This is a genomic window from Pseudomonas sp. GV071, from assembly GCF_003050835.1.
Lineage (GTDB): Bacteria > Pseudomonadota > Gammaproteobacteria > Pseudomonadales > Pseudomonadaceae > Aquipseudomonas.
The window spans coordinates 286,837-301,546 of sequence record NZ_QAOJ01000003.1 but is presented as its reverse complement, the minus strand read 5'-3'; the positions used below and the strand labels follow the sequence as shown (position 1 = coordinate 301,546).

At 62.7% G+C, this 14,710-nt stretch carries 14 protein-coding genes; 5 read left to right on the top strand and 9 right to left on the bottom strand.

Annotated features, from left to right (window positions below):
- Positions 1-3 precede the first annotated feature (3 nt).
- Positions 4-1,350: an aminodeoxychorismate synthase component I gene (gene pabB, locus C8K61_RS07940; RefSeq protein WP_108095684.1), complete on the top strand. Its 1,347-nt coding sequence runs from the start codon at positions 4-6 to the stop codon at positions 1,348-1,350.
- A 46-nt stretch (positions 1,351-1,396) separates the two neighbouring features.
- On the opposite strand, the gene pyk is transcribed toward pabB, so the two are convergent.
- Positions 1,397-2,848: a pyruvate kinase gene (gene pyk, locus C8K61_RS07935; RefSeq protein WP_108095683.1), complete on the bottom strand. Its 1,452-nt coding sequence runs from the start codon at positions 2,846-2,848 to the stop codon at positions 1,397-1,399.
- A 104-nt stretch (positions 2,849-2,952) separates the two neighbouring features.
- Positions 2,953-3,756 carry a tetratricopeptide repeat protein gene (locus C8K61_RS07930; protein ID WP_108095682.1) on the bottom strand — a complete coding sequence of 268 codons (804 nt, stop codon included), beginning with the start codon at positions 3,754-3,756 and terminating at the stop codon, positions 2,953-2,955.
- 168 nt (positions 3,757-3,924) lie between these two features.
- Here C8K61_RS07930 and C8K61_RS07925 point away from each other — a divergent pair, with 168 nt between their 5' ends.
- From C8K61_RS07925 to C8K61_RS07915, 3 genes are all read left to right on the top strand, one after another.
- Complete coding sequence (locus C8K61_RS07925; RefSeq protein WP_108095681.1) at positions 3,925-4,296, top strand: tol-pal system YbgF family protein; 372 nt, start codon at positions 3,925-3,927, stop codon at positions 4,294-4,296.
- Positions 4,297-4,401: 105 nt separating this feature from the next.
- Complete coding sequence (locus C8K61_RS07920) at positions 4,402-4,827, top strand: DUF4124 domain-containing protein (protein WP_108095680.1); 426 nt, start codon at positions 4,402-4,404, stop codon at positions 4,825-4,827.
- A 60-nt stretch (positions 4,828-4,887) separates the two neighbouring features.
- On the top strand, positions 4,888-5,244 hold the full coding sequence (locus C8K61_RS07915) for a PilZ domain-containing protein (RefSeq protein WP_108095679.1): 357 nt from the start codon (positions 4,888-4,890) through the stop codon (positions 5,242-5,244).
- A gap of 100 nt (positions 5,245-5,344) precedes the next feature.
- On the opposite strand, the gene C8K61_RS07910 is transcribed toward C8K61_RS07915, so the two are convergent.
- From C8K61_RS07910 to C8K61_RS07885, 6 genes are read right to left on the bottom strand one after another with little or no spacing between them, the layout of a single operon-like run.
- Positions 5,345-6,676, bottom strand: coding sequence for a DUF58 domain-containing protein (locus tag C8K61_RS07910; protein WP_108095677.1), 1,332 nt, complete (start codon positions 6,674-6,676; stop codon positions 5,345-5,347).
- Between the two features lie 10 nt (positions 6,677-6,686).
- The gene (locus C8K61_RS07905) at positions 6,687-7,811 is read right to left on the bottom strand and encodes a MoxR family ATPase (RefSeq protein WP_108095675.1); all 1,125 of its coding nucleotides are present in this window, start codon (positions 7,809-7,811) and stop codon (positions 6,687-6,689) included.
- Positions 7,808-9,040, bottom strand: a complete 1,233-nt coding sequence (locus tag C8K61_RS07900) for a DUF4350 domain-containing protein (protein WP_108095674.1) — start codon at positions 9,038-9,040, stop codon at positions 7,808-7,810. Before C8K61_RS07900 ends, C8K61_RS07905 begins: the two co-directional genes overlap by 4 nt.
- Positions 9,037-10,626 (bottom strand): DUF4129 domain-containing protein, encoded by a 1,590-nt coding sequence (locus C8K61_RS07895; protein WP_108095673.1) that lies wholly within the window; start codon positions 10,624-10,626, stop codon positions 9,037-9,039. Before C8K61_RS07895 ends, C8K61_RS07900 begins: the two co-directional genes overlap by 4 nt.
- Complete coding sequence (locus C8K61_RS07890; protein WP_108095836.1) at positions 10,613-11,590, bottom strand: stage II sporulation protein M; 978 nt, start codon at positions 11,588-11,590, stop codon at positions 10,613-10,615. Before C8K61_RS07890 ends, C8K61_RS07895 begins: the two co-directional genes overlap by 14 nt.
- On the bottom strand, positions 11,587-12,318 hold the full coding sequence (locus C8K61_RS07885; RefSeq protein ID WP_108095672.1) for an RDD family protein: 732 nt from the start codon (positions 12,316-12,318) through the stop codon (positions 11,587-11,589). The genes C8K61_RS07890 and C8K61_RS07885 overlap by 4 nt, the downstream gene beginning before the upstream one ends.
- Positions 12,319-12,660: 342 nt before the next feature.
- Between C8K61_RS07885 and sbcB the strand changes: the two genes are divergently transcribed.
- Positions 12,661-14,094 (top strand): exodeoxyribonuclease I, encoded by a 1,434-nt coding sequence (sbcB, locus tag C8K61_RS07880; RefSeq protein ID WP_256589383.1) that lies wholly within the window; start codon positions 12,661-12,663, stop codon positions 14,092-14,094.
- Between the two features lie 104 nt (positions 14,095-14,198).
- Here sbcB and mvaT read toward each other — a convergent pair whose 3' ends face one another.
- Positions 14,199-14,573: a histone-like nucleoid-structuring protein MvaT gene (gene mvaT / locus C8K61_RS07875; RefSeq protein ID WP_108095670.1), complete on the bottom strand. Its 375-nt coding sequence runs from the start codon at positions 14,571-14,573 to the stop codon at positions 14,199-14,201.
- Positions 14,574-14,710 lie beyond the last annotated feature (137 nt).

Below are 14,710 nucleotides of genomic sequence, written 5' to 3'. Positions count from 1 at the left end.
CCCATGCCTACTTGTTCGCTGCATCCGCTGCCCTATTGCTCAGATCCGTCCGAGTACTTTTCCTACATCCGCACTGCGCCAGGTGCGGTGTTGCTCGATGGCGGTCGGCCTTTGTCCCAGCGTGCACGCTATGACCTTATGAGCGCTTGGCCATTGGCAGCGCTGGCGCCGGCTGCTGACGAATCGGCCAACGACTTTATCCAGCGCCTGCGCGCGGCCCTGGCCCAGTTGGGTTCGGCGGAGTTGCCGGACGGCTGCGAGTTGCCGTTTGCCGGCGGGCTGATGGGGTATCTCAGTTACGATTTCGGCCGCCGTCTGGAGGCCATGCCGATTCAGGCGGTGAATGACCTGCAACTGCCGGATGCGCAGTTGGGCCTTTACGGTTGGGCGCTGATCAGCGACCACCAGTTGGGCACTTCGCAGTTGCTGTTTCACCCGGCGTTGGCTGAGACGGAACGCCAGCGCTTGATCGCCCTGTTCGAGCAGGGCACGGCCACCGAGGTACAACCGTTCAGGCTGCAGCAAGACTTTGCCGCGGACCTCAGCGAGGCCCAGTACCGCGCGGCGTTCGAGCGGATTCAGGGCTATATCCAGGCCGGTGATTGTTACCAGGTGAACTTCGCCCAACGTTTTCGCGCGCCGTGTCAGGGTGAGCCCTGGGCGGCCTACCAGGCCTTGCGGGTGGCCTGCCCGACGCCGTTTGCCGGCTACCAGGTGCTGGGCGCTGGCGAGGCGGTGGTGAGTTTGTCGCCCGAACGTTTTGTGCGTGTGCACCGGGGCCAGGTGGAAACCCGGCCGATCAAGGGCACCCGGCCGCGCGGCTCGACTCCGGCCGAAGACCAGGCGCTGGCCGCCGACCTGCTGGCCAGCAGCAAGGACCGCGCGGAAAACCTGATGATCGTCGACCTGCTGCGCAACGACCTGGGCCGCAGTTGCGCCACCGGTTCGGTGCGGGTGCCGGAACTGTTTGTGCTGGAAAGCTACCCCAACGTGCACCACCTGGTGAGTAGCGTCACCGGCACCCTGGCTCCCGGCAAGGATGCCCTGGACGTGCTGGCGGCGAGTTTTCCCGGCGGTTCGATTACCGGCGCGCCGAAGATTCGCGCGATGCAGATCATCGACGAACTGGAGCCGACCCAACGGGCGATCTACTGCGGTTCACTGCTGTATGTGGATGTGCGCGGGGAGATGGACAGCTCGATCGCTATCCGCAGCCTGTTGATCAAGGACGCTCAGGTCAGCTGCTGGGGCGGGGGCGGCATCGTCGCCGACTCGGACTGGCAGTCCGAGTACAACGAGTCGATCACCAAGGTGCGGGTGCTGCTGCAAACCCTCGAAGGGCTCGCCTGATACCTGCCCGCCGTGAAGGCACGGCGGGCAGGGCATCACAGGGTTATCAGACCTGTGGTTCGCCGACGTGAAGGATCTTCATCGAGTTGGTGCCACCGGTGGTGTGGTAGCTGTCGCCCTTGGTCAGGATCACCCAGTCGCCGGGTTGCACCACGCCGCGTTTCACCAGCTCATCAATCGCCGCTTCACTGATTTTGTTCGCCGGCAGCGCTGCCGGGTCGAACGGTACGGTGTAGACGCCACGGAACATGGCCACCCGGGCCTGGGTTTCGCGGTGCGGGGTGAAGGCGAAGATCGGCACCTGCGAGCGGATGCGCGACATGATCAGCGGGCTGTAACCACTTTCGGTCAAAGCGATGATCGCTTTCACACCGGGGAAGTGGTTGGCGGTGTACATGGCCGCCAGGGCCACGCTTTCATCGCAACGGGTAAAGGTGTGGCCCAGACGGTGGCTGGAGCGCTTGTTGGTCGGGTGCTTTTCCGCACCGACGCACACGCGGGCCATGGCCTTCACGGCTTCCACCGGGTACAGGCCGGCGGCGCTTTCGGCCGAGAGCATCACCGCATCGGTGAAGTCCAGTGCGGCGTTGGCCACGTCCGAGACTTCGGCGCGGGTCGGCATCGGGCTGCTGATCATCGACTCCATCATCTGCGTGGCGGTGATCACCGCTTTGTTCAGACGGCGGGCGTGCAGGATGATTTTCTTCTGGATGCCCACCAGCTCGGCGTCGCCGATTTCCACGCCGAGGTCGCCACGGGCAACCATCACCGCGTCACTGGCGCGGATCAGGCCATCGAGGGTTTCGTCGTCGGCCACCGCTTCGGCGCGTTCGATTTTGGCCACCAGCCAGGCGGTACCGCCAGCTTCGTCGCGCAGACGGCGGGCCAGTTCCATGTCCGCCGCATCACGCGGGAAGGACACGGCCAGGTAGTCGAGCTCCATTTCCGCCGCCAGCTTGATGTCGGCTTTGTCTTTGGCGGTCAGGGCCGGTGCGGTCAGGCCGCCACCACGGCGGTTGATGCCCTTGTGGTCGGACAGCGGGCCGCCGATCAGGACGCGGCAGTGCAGTTCGTCAGCGGTGGTGGACTCCACCAGCATCACCACACGGCCGTCGTCGAGCAGCAGCTCGTCACCGGTTTTGCAGTCTTTGATCAGGTCCGGGTAGTCGATGCCGACCACTTCCTGGGTGCCGGCATCGCGCGGATGGGTCACGGAGAAACGGAAGCTGTCGCCTTCTTTGAGCTCGATGCGCTTGTCAGCGAATTTGGCGATGCGGATCTTCGGCCCTTGCAGGTCGCCGAGCAGCGCTACGAAGCGGCCGTGCTTGGCGGCGATTTCACGAACCAGGTTGGCGCGCGCTTTGTGTTCGTCGGGGGTGCCGTGGGAGAAGTTCAGGCGGCAGACATCGACGCCGGCAAGAATCAGTTGTTCCAGAACCTCAGGCGAGTTGCTGGCTGGACCGAGGGTGGCGACGATTTTGGTGCGGCGAAAGGTCATGCGAAAAGACTCCAAAGGGCGAGCAGAAGCCGAGGCTACTATGCCCGTGCGCTGTAGTCATTGTTCCGCTGCACTACCTTCTGCCCACCTTTATAGCGCTGTGCTCAAGGCGTGGTGATGTTCAGCGCGGTATCCAGATGGCGGGCGGCTTTTTCCTGCAACTCGGCGCTCGGGTGCTGGGCCAGTAACTGGCGCAGGTATTCAATGGCCTTGTCGCGGCTGGGGTGCGGGTTGTCGGCGGCCAGGTACATCAGCGCCACCTGGTACATGGCTTCGTGCTTGATCGCCGGTTCCACCCCGGCATCCATCAGCGCCACCCGGTACAACTCTTCGGCGTCGCTGACCCGGTCCTTGAGTACCGCGCGGCGCGACAGCAGGGTCATGTCCGGGTCCAGGCTGGGTTTGTTGAGGTCGAGGCTCTGGCTCGGCTGCCAGTTGGCCAGCAACTCGCGGGCGGTTTGCTGCAGCGGTTCGTTGGCGCGCTGGGTGATCAGCCCGATGCGCTGTTCACTGCGGCGTGCGGCGCGGGTCTGGGCGAACTCGTTGCGCACTTTGTAGAAGGTGTTGAGGGCCTTGGTGTCGTCGCGCTGGTCGTTGAAGCGGCTCATATAGATGAGGCCGATCTGGTACAGGGAAATGGCCCGCACCTCGTCGCTCAACTGCGAATCCTCGTAGCCTTTCATATAGGTGGCTTCGGCCTTGGCGCTGGTGCCGTCGCGAATGGCCATGGCGCTGTAGGTCAGCAGGTCGCCTTCGTCTTCGATGGCGGCGAGCATGCGGTTGTTCTTCAGCTCTTTGGACTCGGCGGCTTCCTGGGTGCCGACCTGGGCCAGAAACAGCGGTGTGGTGGGCGCGCAAGCGCTGAGCAATACGCAGTAGAGCAGGGGCAGCAAAGGGCGAATGGGCATCCGAGTTCCTTGTTCTTATTGTGCTGTGCCGTTACGCCGCCTCAGTCTAGCCACGCCCTGGCGCTGGACCAAGGGTGCTGCCACAGTTCCAATCGGAGGATATGCTGCTGCGTACCTCTGCAGTTTTTCCGGCGCCTGTCGATACACTCCTCATTGGAGGATATGCCTATGCGAATTTTGCTTATTTTGGTCATGGCGCTGAGTGCAGTGGGCTGCAACAGTATGTCGATGGATTACCACCTGGACGAAGCCTACAAGCAGTACAACGCCGGCGACTGTGACAAGGCCATGCTCGAGCTGTCCCAGGCGGAGCGCAAAAGCCGCTCGCGCAGCTACGTGCAACCGGAGATCTCGCTGTTGCGCGGCCAGTGCCTGGAACGCGAGAACCTGTTTGTCGACGCCGCCCAGACCTACCAGTTCATCATTGCCCGTTACCCCGCCAGTGAATACGCCTACCGGGCTCGCGCCCGTCTGGACACCCTGCAGCAGCTTGGCCACAAACCGAATCAGGCGGCCAAGGTGTCGGCGGCGCCGTTGTAAGCTAGCGGCCGCGCCAACATGCTATTGGCAAGTTCTCGGCAGTTCGCCAAGATAGCGTCGCCCGGCAAGGTGCCGGGCGTTGGCGTTTATTCAGGGAGGAAGGCCATGCGCTATGTGTTGCCAGCGGCACTGCTGGTGCTGTCCATGCAGGCCAGTGCAGAAATCTATAAATGGACCGATGCCCAGGGCCAGGTGCATTTCGATCAGCGCCCGGTTTCCGGCGCGAGCCAGGTGCAGGTCAAACCGCAAGTGATCGAAAACGACGAGGCCACCCGCCAGCGTCAGGAACGTACCGACACCTTCTACAAAGCCCGCCGCGACGAGCAAGCGCAAGCCGAGCAACGCGCCGGCAAGCGCCAGGCCGAGATCGACGACTACTGCGGCCGGCTGCGCTACAAACTGGCGAAAATTCGCCCCGGTAGCACCTACTATGCGGTTAACGAGCAAGGCGAGCGCGAGTACCTGAGCGACCAGCAAATGGACGCCGCTCGTCGCCAACTGGGTCAGCAAATCGCGCAAGATTGCGACTGAGACTGGCTCAACCCCGTTCCAGAGGCCATACTCAGGGGCCACCCGTAGCGATTTGCCATCATGCGAAGTGAACGCCGAATCGACAGACATCAGTTGCCGTACTACCTGAATGTCTTCAACCGCATCACCGACAAGCCCATGGGCCATATTGGCAACGTGTCGCTGGACGGCCTGATGCTGATCAGCGAACTGCCCATGCTGGTGGGCGCGCGCTTCGAAATGTGCCTGAAAATCCCCGGCCCCAGCGGCCAGCGCATCATCAACTTCTCCGCCACCTGCCAATGGTGCCGCGAAGACGTTACCCCCGGTGGTTGGGACTCCGGCTTCGCGCTAGTGGCCCCCCCGGCCGAATACGTCGACATGGTCGACGCCCTGCGCCAGTACTTCACCTTCCAGACTGTTGCCGCTCCGGTTTAAGCCAAACACCGTCCCGCTTTTGTAGGGTGTGCTCCGCGCACCGAGCGATCTATCGTCGTGAGCCTGGGTGCGCACAGCACACCCTACGAAGCGGTGGGCTTCAGAACACGCCCGCTTTTTTCCAAGCCAGATACCGCTCAACAAGTTCTGGTCCCAACTGGCTTGGCCTTGCATCCAGCACCGGCACCCCATGGGCGCTCAATCGGTCATGCAGGCTGGTGCGCGCGTTGAGGTAGTCGACGGTGCCGCAGTAGGCCAGGGCTTCTTCGTAGTTATGCACAGGCGCCTGGCGCAGGCTGTCGAGCACTTCTTCGCGCAGGCTGGTGAGCAGCACGCGGTGCTGGCGGCCCAGGCGTTTGACTGCGGCGAGCAATTCTTCGTCGTCTTCGTCACGCAGGTTGCTGACGATCACCACCAGCGCGCGACGGCGCTGGCGGGCCAGCAAGCCATCAATGGCGGCGGCGTAGTCGGCGGGGCGCTGGCTGCTTTGCAGGTCGTACACGGCATTCAGCAGTACGTTCAGGTGCGCCTGGCCTTTGACCGGGGCGAGGAAACGTGGCTGGTCGCCGGCAAAGGTTGCCAGGCCCACCGCATCGCCTTGGCGCAGGGCCACGTAGCTGAGCAGCAGGCAGGCGTTGAGGGCATGGTCGAAGTGCGACAGGTCGCCATCCTGGCTGCGCATGCGGCGGCCGCAGTCGAGCAGGAAGATGATCTGTTGGTCGCGCTCGTCCTGGTACTCGCGAGCGATTGGGGTGCGTTTGCGTGCGGTGGCTTTCCAGTCGATCTGGCGCAGGGTGTCGCCGTCGCGGAATTCGCGCAGTTGCTGGAATTCCTGGCCCAGCCCGCGGCGCTGTTGCTGGCGCACACCGAGTTGGCCGAGCCAGTCGTCGACGCCCTTCAGGCTGGCGTCGTACAGGCGGGCGAAGTCCGGGTACACGCGGGTGAAACCGGGCAGTTGCAGGTAGCGCCGGCCCTGCCACAAACCCAGCGGGCTGGGGATGCCCAGCTCGCAGCGTTCGAAACTGAAATGACCACGCACCAGGGGCCGCACCCGGTAGCTGAACTGAGTGTGTTCGCCCGGGCGCAGTTCGATGCGTTGCGGCAGAAAATCGACGTCCATTCCTGCCGGCACATGGTCGAACACTTCCAATTGCTGGCGCTGTTTGAAGCGGTGTTGCGCCACCAACTGCACTTCACCCCAACGCCCCAGTGACAGGTTGCCCGGCAAGCTGCGGCTGAGCTGCGGTGAGGGCAATTGCCGCAGCCACAGCACGTCTACGCCGCTGACCACGGCCAGCGCCAGCAACCCGGCCCACCACAAGGTGTGCAGAGTGGGCGGCAGGTTGATGTCCAGGGCCTGCACAATGCCCAGCACCAAGGCCAGGCCCAGCAGGGCGCCGAGTAGCAGCAACAACAGGCGCGTGGGTTTCATTGGGCTGCCTTCATAGACGCGGTGCTGCCACCTGATCAAGCAGTTGTTGCAGCACCTGGTCCACCGACAAGCCTTCGATATCCAGCTCTGGCGACAAGCGCACGCGGTGGCGCAACACGGCCAGGGCGCAGCCTTTGATGTCGTCCGGGGTGACGAAGTCGCCGCCACGCAGCAACGCACGAGCACGGCCGCCGCGTACCAGGGCGATGGAGGCCCGTGGCCCGGCGCCGATGGCCAGGCCCGGCCAGCTGCGGGTGGTACGCGCCAGGCGCACGGCGTAGTCGAGCACCTGGTCATCGAGGGCCAGTTCGCTGGCGATTTTCTGCAGCGCCAGCACGTCTTTGGCTTGCAGCAATGGGCGCAGTGCGACCACATCGAGCATGTCGGCGCGCGACGAGCGACTGACCTGGCGAACCATGCTCAGCTCTTCGTCGAGCTGTGGATAGTCCATGCGCAGCTTGAGCATAAAACGGTCGAGCTCGGCTTCCGGCAGCGGGTAGGTGCCTTCCTGCTCGATCGGGTTCTGCGTGGCCAGAACCATGAACGGTTGCGCCACCGGCAGGGCCCGGCCCTCCAGGGTGACCTGGCGTTCCTGCATCACTTCCAGCAGCGCCGCCTGGGTTTTTGCCGGGGCGCGGTTGATCTCGTCCGCCAGCAGCAGGTTGGTGAACACCGGGCCTTTACGCAGCTTGAACTGCTCCGACTGTAAGTCGTACACGGCGTGGCCGGTAACGTCGCTGGGCATCAGGTCGGGGGTGAACTGAATCCGCGCGAAGTCGCCGCCGAAGCAACGTGCCAGGGCGCGCACCAGCAGGGTCTTACCCAGCCCCGGCACGCCTTCGAGCAGCACGTGGCCGCCGGCGAGCAAGGCAGTAAGCACGTCGTCGACCACCGCCGTCTGGCCAATCAGCGCCTTCTGCAATTCCTGGCGCAAGGCCTGGGCCAGTTGGCTGGCACGCTGACGTTGGCTGTTCGCAGCGGGCGCGGCCGGTGCCGGGGCTGGCGGCGGGGTCAGTGCTTCGACGATGGCGGCGGGCGCTGCAGCGGTGGGCTCCAGGGCTTGTGGGTCGAGTTTCAGTTCGCTGGCTGGGGTGGCCGATGGGTTCTCGGGCTGATCGGGCGTCTGTTCGCTCATAGGGCATTCCTGAGGGTTTGCAGGTGGGCGACCTGGCGGGTGAATTCGGTGGCGGAGATCCGTTGCTTGGGTAACGGACGCATGGCTTGGCTAATGGCACTGCTGGGTAAGCGGCTGAGGCGACCGAGAATCTGCCATTGGCTGGCGATGTCCAGGCGTTCGAAACCGGGGTGACGACGGCGGGCCTGTCGCTGGATATCCCGTTGCAGCGCCTGCAGCAGGCTGTGCCCGCCGCTGTGGCGCAGAAGGAAGTCGGCGCTGCCACGCAGGTGCTCTTGCAACTGCCGGCGGGCCAGGCTGGCCGGTGCCAACAGCGGCCCCTGGCGACGGCCATTGGCCCACAGCAGCAGGGCGATCAGCAGGGCCAGCGCCACCAGCGCTTCGGGGAAGTTGCGTACCAGCAGGGTCAGCAGGTCGTCGCGGTCGGCGCGGTAGAGCAGGGTGACCTTGCTGTCCTGGGTCAGGTACCAGAGCAGCCAGGCGTTGTCGTATTCGGCGATGCCTTTGTTCTGCCACAGCCAACTGTCGGTCACCACGGTCACCAGGCCATCGCCGTAATTCAGCTGCAGCATATGGGTGGAGTCGGCGCTATTGGCCCAGGCCTGGGCCTGATTCTTGGCGTCGAACAGGTGGTAGTCGGTGTCGAAGTTGACGTAGGCCGGGGCCTCTTCGTTTTCCAGATAGAGCTTGGTCAGTTCGGGGTGATGGTCGATTTCTTCAGCGCTGGCCTCATCCTCGTCGGCGGCCTGTTCGGCAGGTGCCGACTCGCTGGTGGCCGGTTCGTCTTCGGCCTGGGTGCCTTCATTGAGGTCTTCAGTGAGCAACTGGTGGATGCCCAAGCGGTCGAGCAGCAGGTCATCGCTTTTTCCAGCGTCTTCATCCCACAAGGATTCCGCCACCACCAACAGGTGCCCACCTTTAGCGGCCCAGGCCAGTACCCGTTCAGTCTGGCGCGGGGTCATCTGTTCGCGGCTACCCAGTAGCAACAGGGTGTGGCCCTGGCTGGGCAGGTTGCCGAGCACTTGCAGTCCATCGGCGCGCTGCACGTCGAGGCCGCGGGCCTTGAGGAAGTTTTCTGCGGCCAGGTACGGCGTCGCCGCCACTTCCGGGGCCGCGCCCAGTTTGATTTCTTTCTGGTACGGGGTGAGCTGGCTCAGCACCCAGATGGCGATCAGCCCGAGCAGCAGAACCACCACCCCGCCCAGGGCAAATTTCAGGTTGCGGTTCATGCCTGCACCCCTGGCTGGAACAGCCGCCGCCAGCCTTCACAGAGGCCGCGTTTGAGGCTTTCCGGTGGTAACTGATGACCGTAGGCGAGGTTCTGCCAATGGCGGGTCAGCACCTGGGTGAAGCGGCTCAGGTCCTGGTGGGCGAGGTTGTTCACCAGCTGTTGCACTTCGCCTTCGGTGTGCGCGCTTTTCAGCGGCAACTGGAAGTCATGCAGCAGCCGGCTGAGCAGGGCGCGATACAGCAGGCCGAGGGCTTCGCGCGGTTGTTCACTCCACAGCCGCTCGACGGCACTGGCGACATCGTCGGGCAGGCTTTGCGGAGTGACTTCGAGGCCGAACAGCATGCTCGGCACTTCACGCGCTTGCCGTTTGGGCAACGACAGGCGCGAACCGAAAGTGCTCAGCCACTCGCGGTAGCGCCAGAGCAGCAGCGCTACCAAGGCAATCACGCCGCCCCAGAGCAGCACCTTGACGCCCATGGCCAGCCATTTCAAACCTTGCCAGGCATCCAGCAGGTTCTTCAGCCCGTCCGTCAACCACGACCCATCGCCGGACTTCTGCGGCTTTTTCACCGGGTCTTTCTGCCCGTCGCCGAAGTGCCAGAGGGTGACGGTCTCGCGGTTTTCGAACGGCGGTTGGTCGAGGATGCTGGCGATGCTGCTTTGCGCCGCTTTACTGGTCAGCGGCTGGTTGTGCAGGCGGTCTTTGTCCGGGCCGAGGGGATCGTCAAAGGGCACCGGACAACTGCTCGCGGCAACCTCGTCAGCGGCCCAGGCAGAGCTCGGTGTCTGCAACAGCAGCACGGTAAAACCGAGCATCAACACGTAGGCGATACCGGTCAGGCGCTGGCGCAGGCGGCGGAAGGTCAGTTCGATATCCCAGCCTTCGAGGGTGGTGCGCCGGTTCAGGTACAGGGTGAAACCACAGGCCACGTACACCGGTTCCCACACAGCCAGAATCAGCAGGTATAGCGCGTTATTCAGGTGTTCCAGCCACAGCCATTCGCCGGCGACGGGGCTGATCAGCTTCTGCCAGTCCCAGTCGACTTTCATTTGTTGTGGCAGCAGCAGATAGAACAGTGCGGTCAGGCCCAGCCACAGCGCACATTCCAAATGCGCGCCGAGCACGGTCAGCCAAGTCGCACCGCCGCTGCTCTTCTGTCCCAACACGCCCAGGCGTTTGCTGCGCGCGGCGCCAGCCAGGCCTTCGAGCTGCAGCACTGGCAAGTCGAAGCTGCGGGTCAGGCTCAGGCGACGCCAGGTCAGGCTTTGCAGCAGTTGCGGTTTGAGCAGGCGCGGCCAGGCTTTGACGGCCTGTTTCACCGTTGGCGTATTGCCAAACAGGGCCAGCGACAGAATGTGCAGCGGCAGGCGATCAAAGGCTGGCTTGAGCAGCCAGAACAGCAGAATCGAGACGCTCGGGTATTTCCACAACACGGCGGTGAGGACGATAAAAACCGGCACGGTGATCAGCAGCCAGCTGCTGAACAGCAGGCGCAGGTGTTGGCGCGCCAGCAGCACGCCGAGGTCAATGGCTTCCCAGTTGCTGCGCGGGCGGATCGCCACGCTGGCGTCAGTCAGGCGCATGGGCAGAGCGTCCGGCAAAGGTGAAGTAGCTCAGCACCAGGGTCCACAGGCTCGCGCCCACCAGGTATTTGACCAGGGGCGTGGTGAAGGTCATCGACGACCAATAGGCTTCGATAAACGCGGCGATCAGCAAGAACAGAATCACCCCGGCGACCAACTGCACCGCCCGCCCGGCCGCCAGGCGCAGGGCCTCGGCGCGGGTAAAACGCCCCGGTGCCAGCAACGCCCAACCGAGCTTCAAACCCGCCGCGCCGGAGAAGACGATGCCGGTCAGTTCGAAGGCGCCATGGCCGATCACGAACGACCAGAACGTTTCGCTGTAGCCGACCTGGGTCAGGTGGCCCGCGACGGCGCCAATGGTCAGGCCGTTGAACAGCAGGAAAAACAGGCTGCCCAGGCCAAACAGCAAACCGCTGGCAAAGGTCTGAAAGGAGATGCCGATGTTGTTCATGATGTAGTAGCCGAACATCATCCAGTCATCGCCGGCATCGCGCTGATTACGACCGATGCGCCGCGCATCGGGGTCGTACATGCGCTCCATCTCGGCGACCTGTTCGGGAGCCATGACGCTGTAGATCAGGTCGGGGAAGCCATACACCAGCAGGCCCATGAGAATCAGGCTGCCGAAAAACATCAGGGTGGCGAGCAGCACGCTGCGCCACTCCTCGCGTACCAGACGGGCAAAACCGCCGAGTACGAACTGGATGATTTGCGCGCCGAGGTGGCTGCGATGGCGGTAAAACTGCTGGTGGCCGCGCATGGCCAACAGCTGCAATTGGTCGATCAGGTGGCTGCTGTAACCGCGCTCCTGCGCCAGCGCCAACTGATGACACAGGCGGCGGTAGTCGGCAGCGAATGCCTGGCAGGCATCGCTACTGGCTTTGCCACGTTCCAGGGCTTCGAGCAGGCTGGTGAAGTGTTGCCACTCGGCGTGGTGGCGGCTTTCGAACAGGGTCTGTTTCATAGCGGCCCCAGCAAGCCGCTGGCGATGCGGTTGAGCTGCTGTTCAGCCTGTGCGGCCGGCACCTGCAAGGGACCTGCGAGAATTGCTGCCAGCTCCTGACGCCGGGCCGCCGACAACTCGCCCTGGCGTTCGCTGAAACTCATCACCGCGCGTTGTTCATGAAGGCTCAAGGTGAAAGGCGCACGTAGCGGTTCGGCACTGACCAGCGGTGGGCGTTGCAACGGCACATCGCGGTACACCACCAAGCTGCCGGCGGCGATGTCGCCCAGGCGTTTGAACGTGCGTGTGTACAGGCAGCTGAGAATGCCGAAGGTGTAGGCGAAGGGCAGTACATCGACGAAGCGCAGCAGGTTTCGGGTTAGCGACGCGGCCCAGCCGATGGGCGTGCCGTCGTCATGCACCACGCGCAGGCCCATGTACTGCTTGCCCGGTGAGCGGCCCTGGTTGAGCACCTCAAACAACACCATGTACCACCAGTTGACCAGGAACAACACGATGGCGCCCAAGCCCATACCGAGTTGGCCGAGCAGGCTGAGGACGAGGAACATTGCGCCGAGAATCACGCCGCGAATCGCCAGGTCGATGGCAAAGGCCAGGGCGCGCACCAGCAAGCCGGCCGGGCGCATCACCAGGTCGATACCTTCCGGGGTTTCCACATGGAAACGGGTGTCCAGCACGGTGCCAGGAGCGGGCGCGGGCTGAGCGGCGAGGGCAGGGGTGTGAGGCATCGGTGCACTGCGTCGAGGAAAGCCCGATGCTAGCGAGCAGCAGGCAGGGAAGCAACCAGGCCAAGAGACGGGCGCGGCGCGCGATTCGAACTAGTGGGGCGTGACGCCGATGGGAAAAGGCGGGGCGATGCGAGTGTTCATGCTGACGTCCTTGTGGGTCATGCTCCGAATGGCTGCATGCTAGTCGCCAGGCCTTCGGGCGACAAGCCTTGCTGTTGCAGCCTGTGCCACGGATCAACCTGCTGGCGAGCGGCAAGCAAGGTTTTTTCCAATGCTAGACTGCCGCAGTTTTCAATTCGCCCGCCTGCCCGCAACCCGCCCGTGATCAATAAAGGAACCGCCGTGAGCGCCAGCATCTTTTGGTACGACTACGAAACTACCGGCATCGACCCCCGCAGCGACCGGCCGCTGCAAGTGGCGGGCATTCGCACCGATGAGGCGCTGAACGAAATCGGCGCGCCGGTGAACCTCTATTGCCGCCCCAGCGACGACATCCTGCCGCACCCGATGGCCTGCCTGATCACCGGCATCACGCCTGAACGTCTGGCGAGTGACGGTCTGGATGAAGCCGACTTCATGACCCGCGTGCACGCCGAGATGGCCACCCCGTCTACCTGCAGTGCCGGCTACAACAGCCTGCGTTTTGACGATGAAGTCACTCGCTACAGCCTGTACCGCAATTTTTTTGATCCCTATGCCCGCGAGTGGCAGGGCGGCAACAGCCGCTGGGACCTGATTGATGTGGTGCGCACTGCCTATGCCTTGCGCCCCGAGGGCATCAACTGGCCGACTGAAGAAGGCCGTGTCAGCCTCAAGCTCGAACGCCTGACTGCTGCCAATGGCATTGATCATGGTCAGGCTCACGATGCCTTGTCCGATGTGCGCGCCACTATCGGTTTGGCCAAGTTGCTGCGCAGCCAACAACCGAAACTCTATGACTACCTCTACCAACTGCGCAGCAAACAGAAGGTGCTCGACCAAGTTCGTTTGCTGCAACCGCTGGTGCATATATCTGGACGCTTTTCCGCAGCACGTAATTATCTCGCCGTGGTATTGCCGCTGGCCTGGCACCCGCGCAACCGCAATGCATTGATTGTGTGCGACTTGCAGAACGACCCCGCACCCTTGTTCGATCTGGACGCAGAAAACTTGCGCCGTCTGCTTTACACCCGTCGCGAGCAATTGGCCGAAGGACAATTGCCGGTGCCTCTGAAACTTCTGCATATCAACCGTTGCCCGGTAGTGGCGCCGATGGCAGTACTGCGCGAAGAAGATAAACAGCGGTTGCAACTGGATATGAGCGAAATTGCCAGCCGTGCCGCGCGACTGCGTGACAACCAGGCAACTTGGCAGGAAAAACTGCAAACGCTGTATGGCGCTGAAGAATTCACCCCCAGCGAAGATCCTGAACAACAGTTATATGACGGATTTATTGGTGATCGTGATCGCCGCTTGTGCGAGCAAGTACGGATTGCCGAACCGCAGGCGTTAGCACAGCAACAATGGCCATTCGATGACGCACGTTTGCCGGAGTTGTTATTCCGCTACCGCGCGCGCAACTTTCCCGCCACCCTCAGCGTTGACGAGCAACAGCAATGGCGCACCTTCTGCCAGCAGCGTTTGACCGCGCCAGAGTGGGGCGCACCCAATACCCTGGCGGATTTCGACAGCGCCTTGCAGCAAGCCTTGGCCACAGCCGATAGCGCGCAGCAGACGCTGTTGCAGCAGTGGCGCGATTACGCCCTGGGCTTGCGTGCGCGTTATCAACTGAACTAAGCCTGGGATAAACACCAGGCAATAAAAAACGCCGGCATAACCGGCGTTTTTTTTATTTATCGCGAAAACGGGTGGCACCCGCCTTGGCGACAGTCGAGCTGGAATTAGTCGAGCAGAGTAGCCCAGCCTTCAACGGCAGCAGCGCCCCACTTGGCTTTCCACTCTTTCAGAGTCTTGTGGTTGCCACCTTTGGTTTCGATGACTTCACCGGTGTTCGGGTTTTTGTATTGCTTAACTTTGCGAGCACGCTTGCTGCCAGTGGCTTTAGCGGCGCGCGGTGCTTTGCTGGATTTGGCTTCCGGGTCGAGCATGGCAATGATGTCACGCAGCGACTTCTGGTATTCGCCCATCAGGGTGCGCAGTTTGCCTTCGAATTCCAGTTCTTTTTTCAGCTTGTCATCTTGCGAGAGGTTTTTCAGACGCTCTTGCAGTTCTTTGATGGCTTCTTCTGTAGCGCGGTATTCATTGATCAGGGACATGGGCGATACCTTGAATCTGTGGTCTGGGGTTAGTGGCAGTAATAATAGTCACGCACTTTATGCAAGTAAACATGTTTGAAAAGTTTTGCCTGAATTAGTTTCACCACTATTTTTCGGTCGGCAGTAACTGCATTTCA

Excerpts from the sequence above, each read along its gene's own strand:
- pabB (WP_108095684.1), top strand. The coding sequence starts at position 4 with ATGCCTACTTGTTCGCTGCATCCGCTGCCCTATTGCTCAGATCCGTCC.
- pyk (WP_108095683.1), bottom strand. The coding sequence starts at position 2,848 with ATGACCTTTCGCCGCACCAAAATCGTCGCCACCCTCGGTCCAGCCAGC.
- C8K61_RS07930 (WP_108095682.1), bottom strand. The coding sequence starts at position 3,756 with ATGCCCATTCGCCCTTTGCTGCCCCTGCTCTACTGCGTATTGCTCAGC.
- C8K61_RS07925 (WP_108095681.1), top strand. The coding sequence starts at position 3,925 with ATGCGAATTTTGCTTATTTTGGTCATGGCGCTGAGTGCAGTGGGCTGC.
- C8K61_RS07920 (WP_108095680.1), top strand. The coding sequence starts at position 4,402 with ATGCGCTATGTGTTGCCAGCGGCACTGCTGGTGCTGTCCATGCAGGCC.
- C8K61_RS07915 (WP_108095679.1), top strand. The coding sequence starts at position 4,888 with ATGCGAAGTGAACGCCGAATCGACAGACATCAGTTGCCGTACTACCTG.
- C8K61_RS07910 (WP_108095677.1), bottom strand. The coding sequence starts at position 6,676 with ATGAAACCCACGCGCCTGTTGTTGCTGCTACTCGGCGCCCTGCTGGGC.
- C8K61_RS07905 (WP_108095675.1), bottom strand. The coding sequence starts at position 7,811 with ATGAGCGAACAGACGCCCGATCAGCCCGAGAACCCATCGGCCACCCCA.
- C8K61_RS07900 (WP_108095674.1), bottom strand. The coding sequence starts at position 9,040 with ATGAACCGCAACCTGAAATTTGCCCTGGGCGGGGTGGTGGTTCTGCTG.
- C8K61_RS07895 (WP_108095673.1), bottom strand. The coding sequence starts at position 10,626 with ATGCGCCTGACTGACGCCAGCGTGGCGATCCGCCCGCGCAGCAACTGG.
- C8K61_RS07890 (WP_108095836.1), bottom strand. The coding sequence starts at position 11,590 with ATGAAACAGACCCTGTTCGAAAGCCGCCACCACGCCGAGTGGCAACAC.
- C8K61_RS07885 (WP_108095672.1), bottom strand. The coding sequence starts at position 12,318 with ATGCCTCACACCCCTGCCCTCGCCGCTCAGCCCGCGCCCGCTCCTGGC.
- mvaT (WP_108095670.1), bottom strand. The coding sequence starts at position 14,573 with ATGTCCCTGATCAATGAATACCGCGCTACAGAAGAAGCCATCAAAGAA.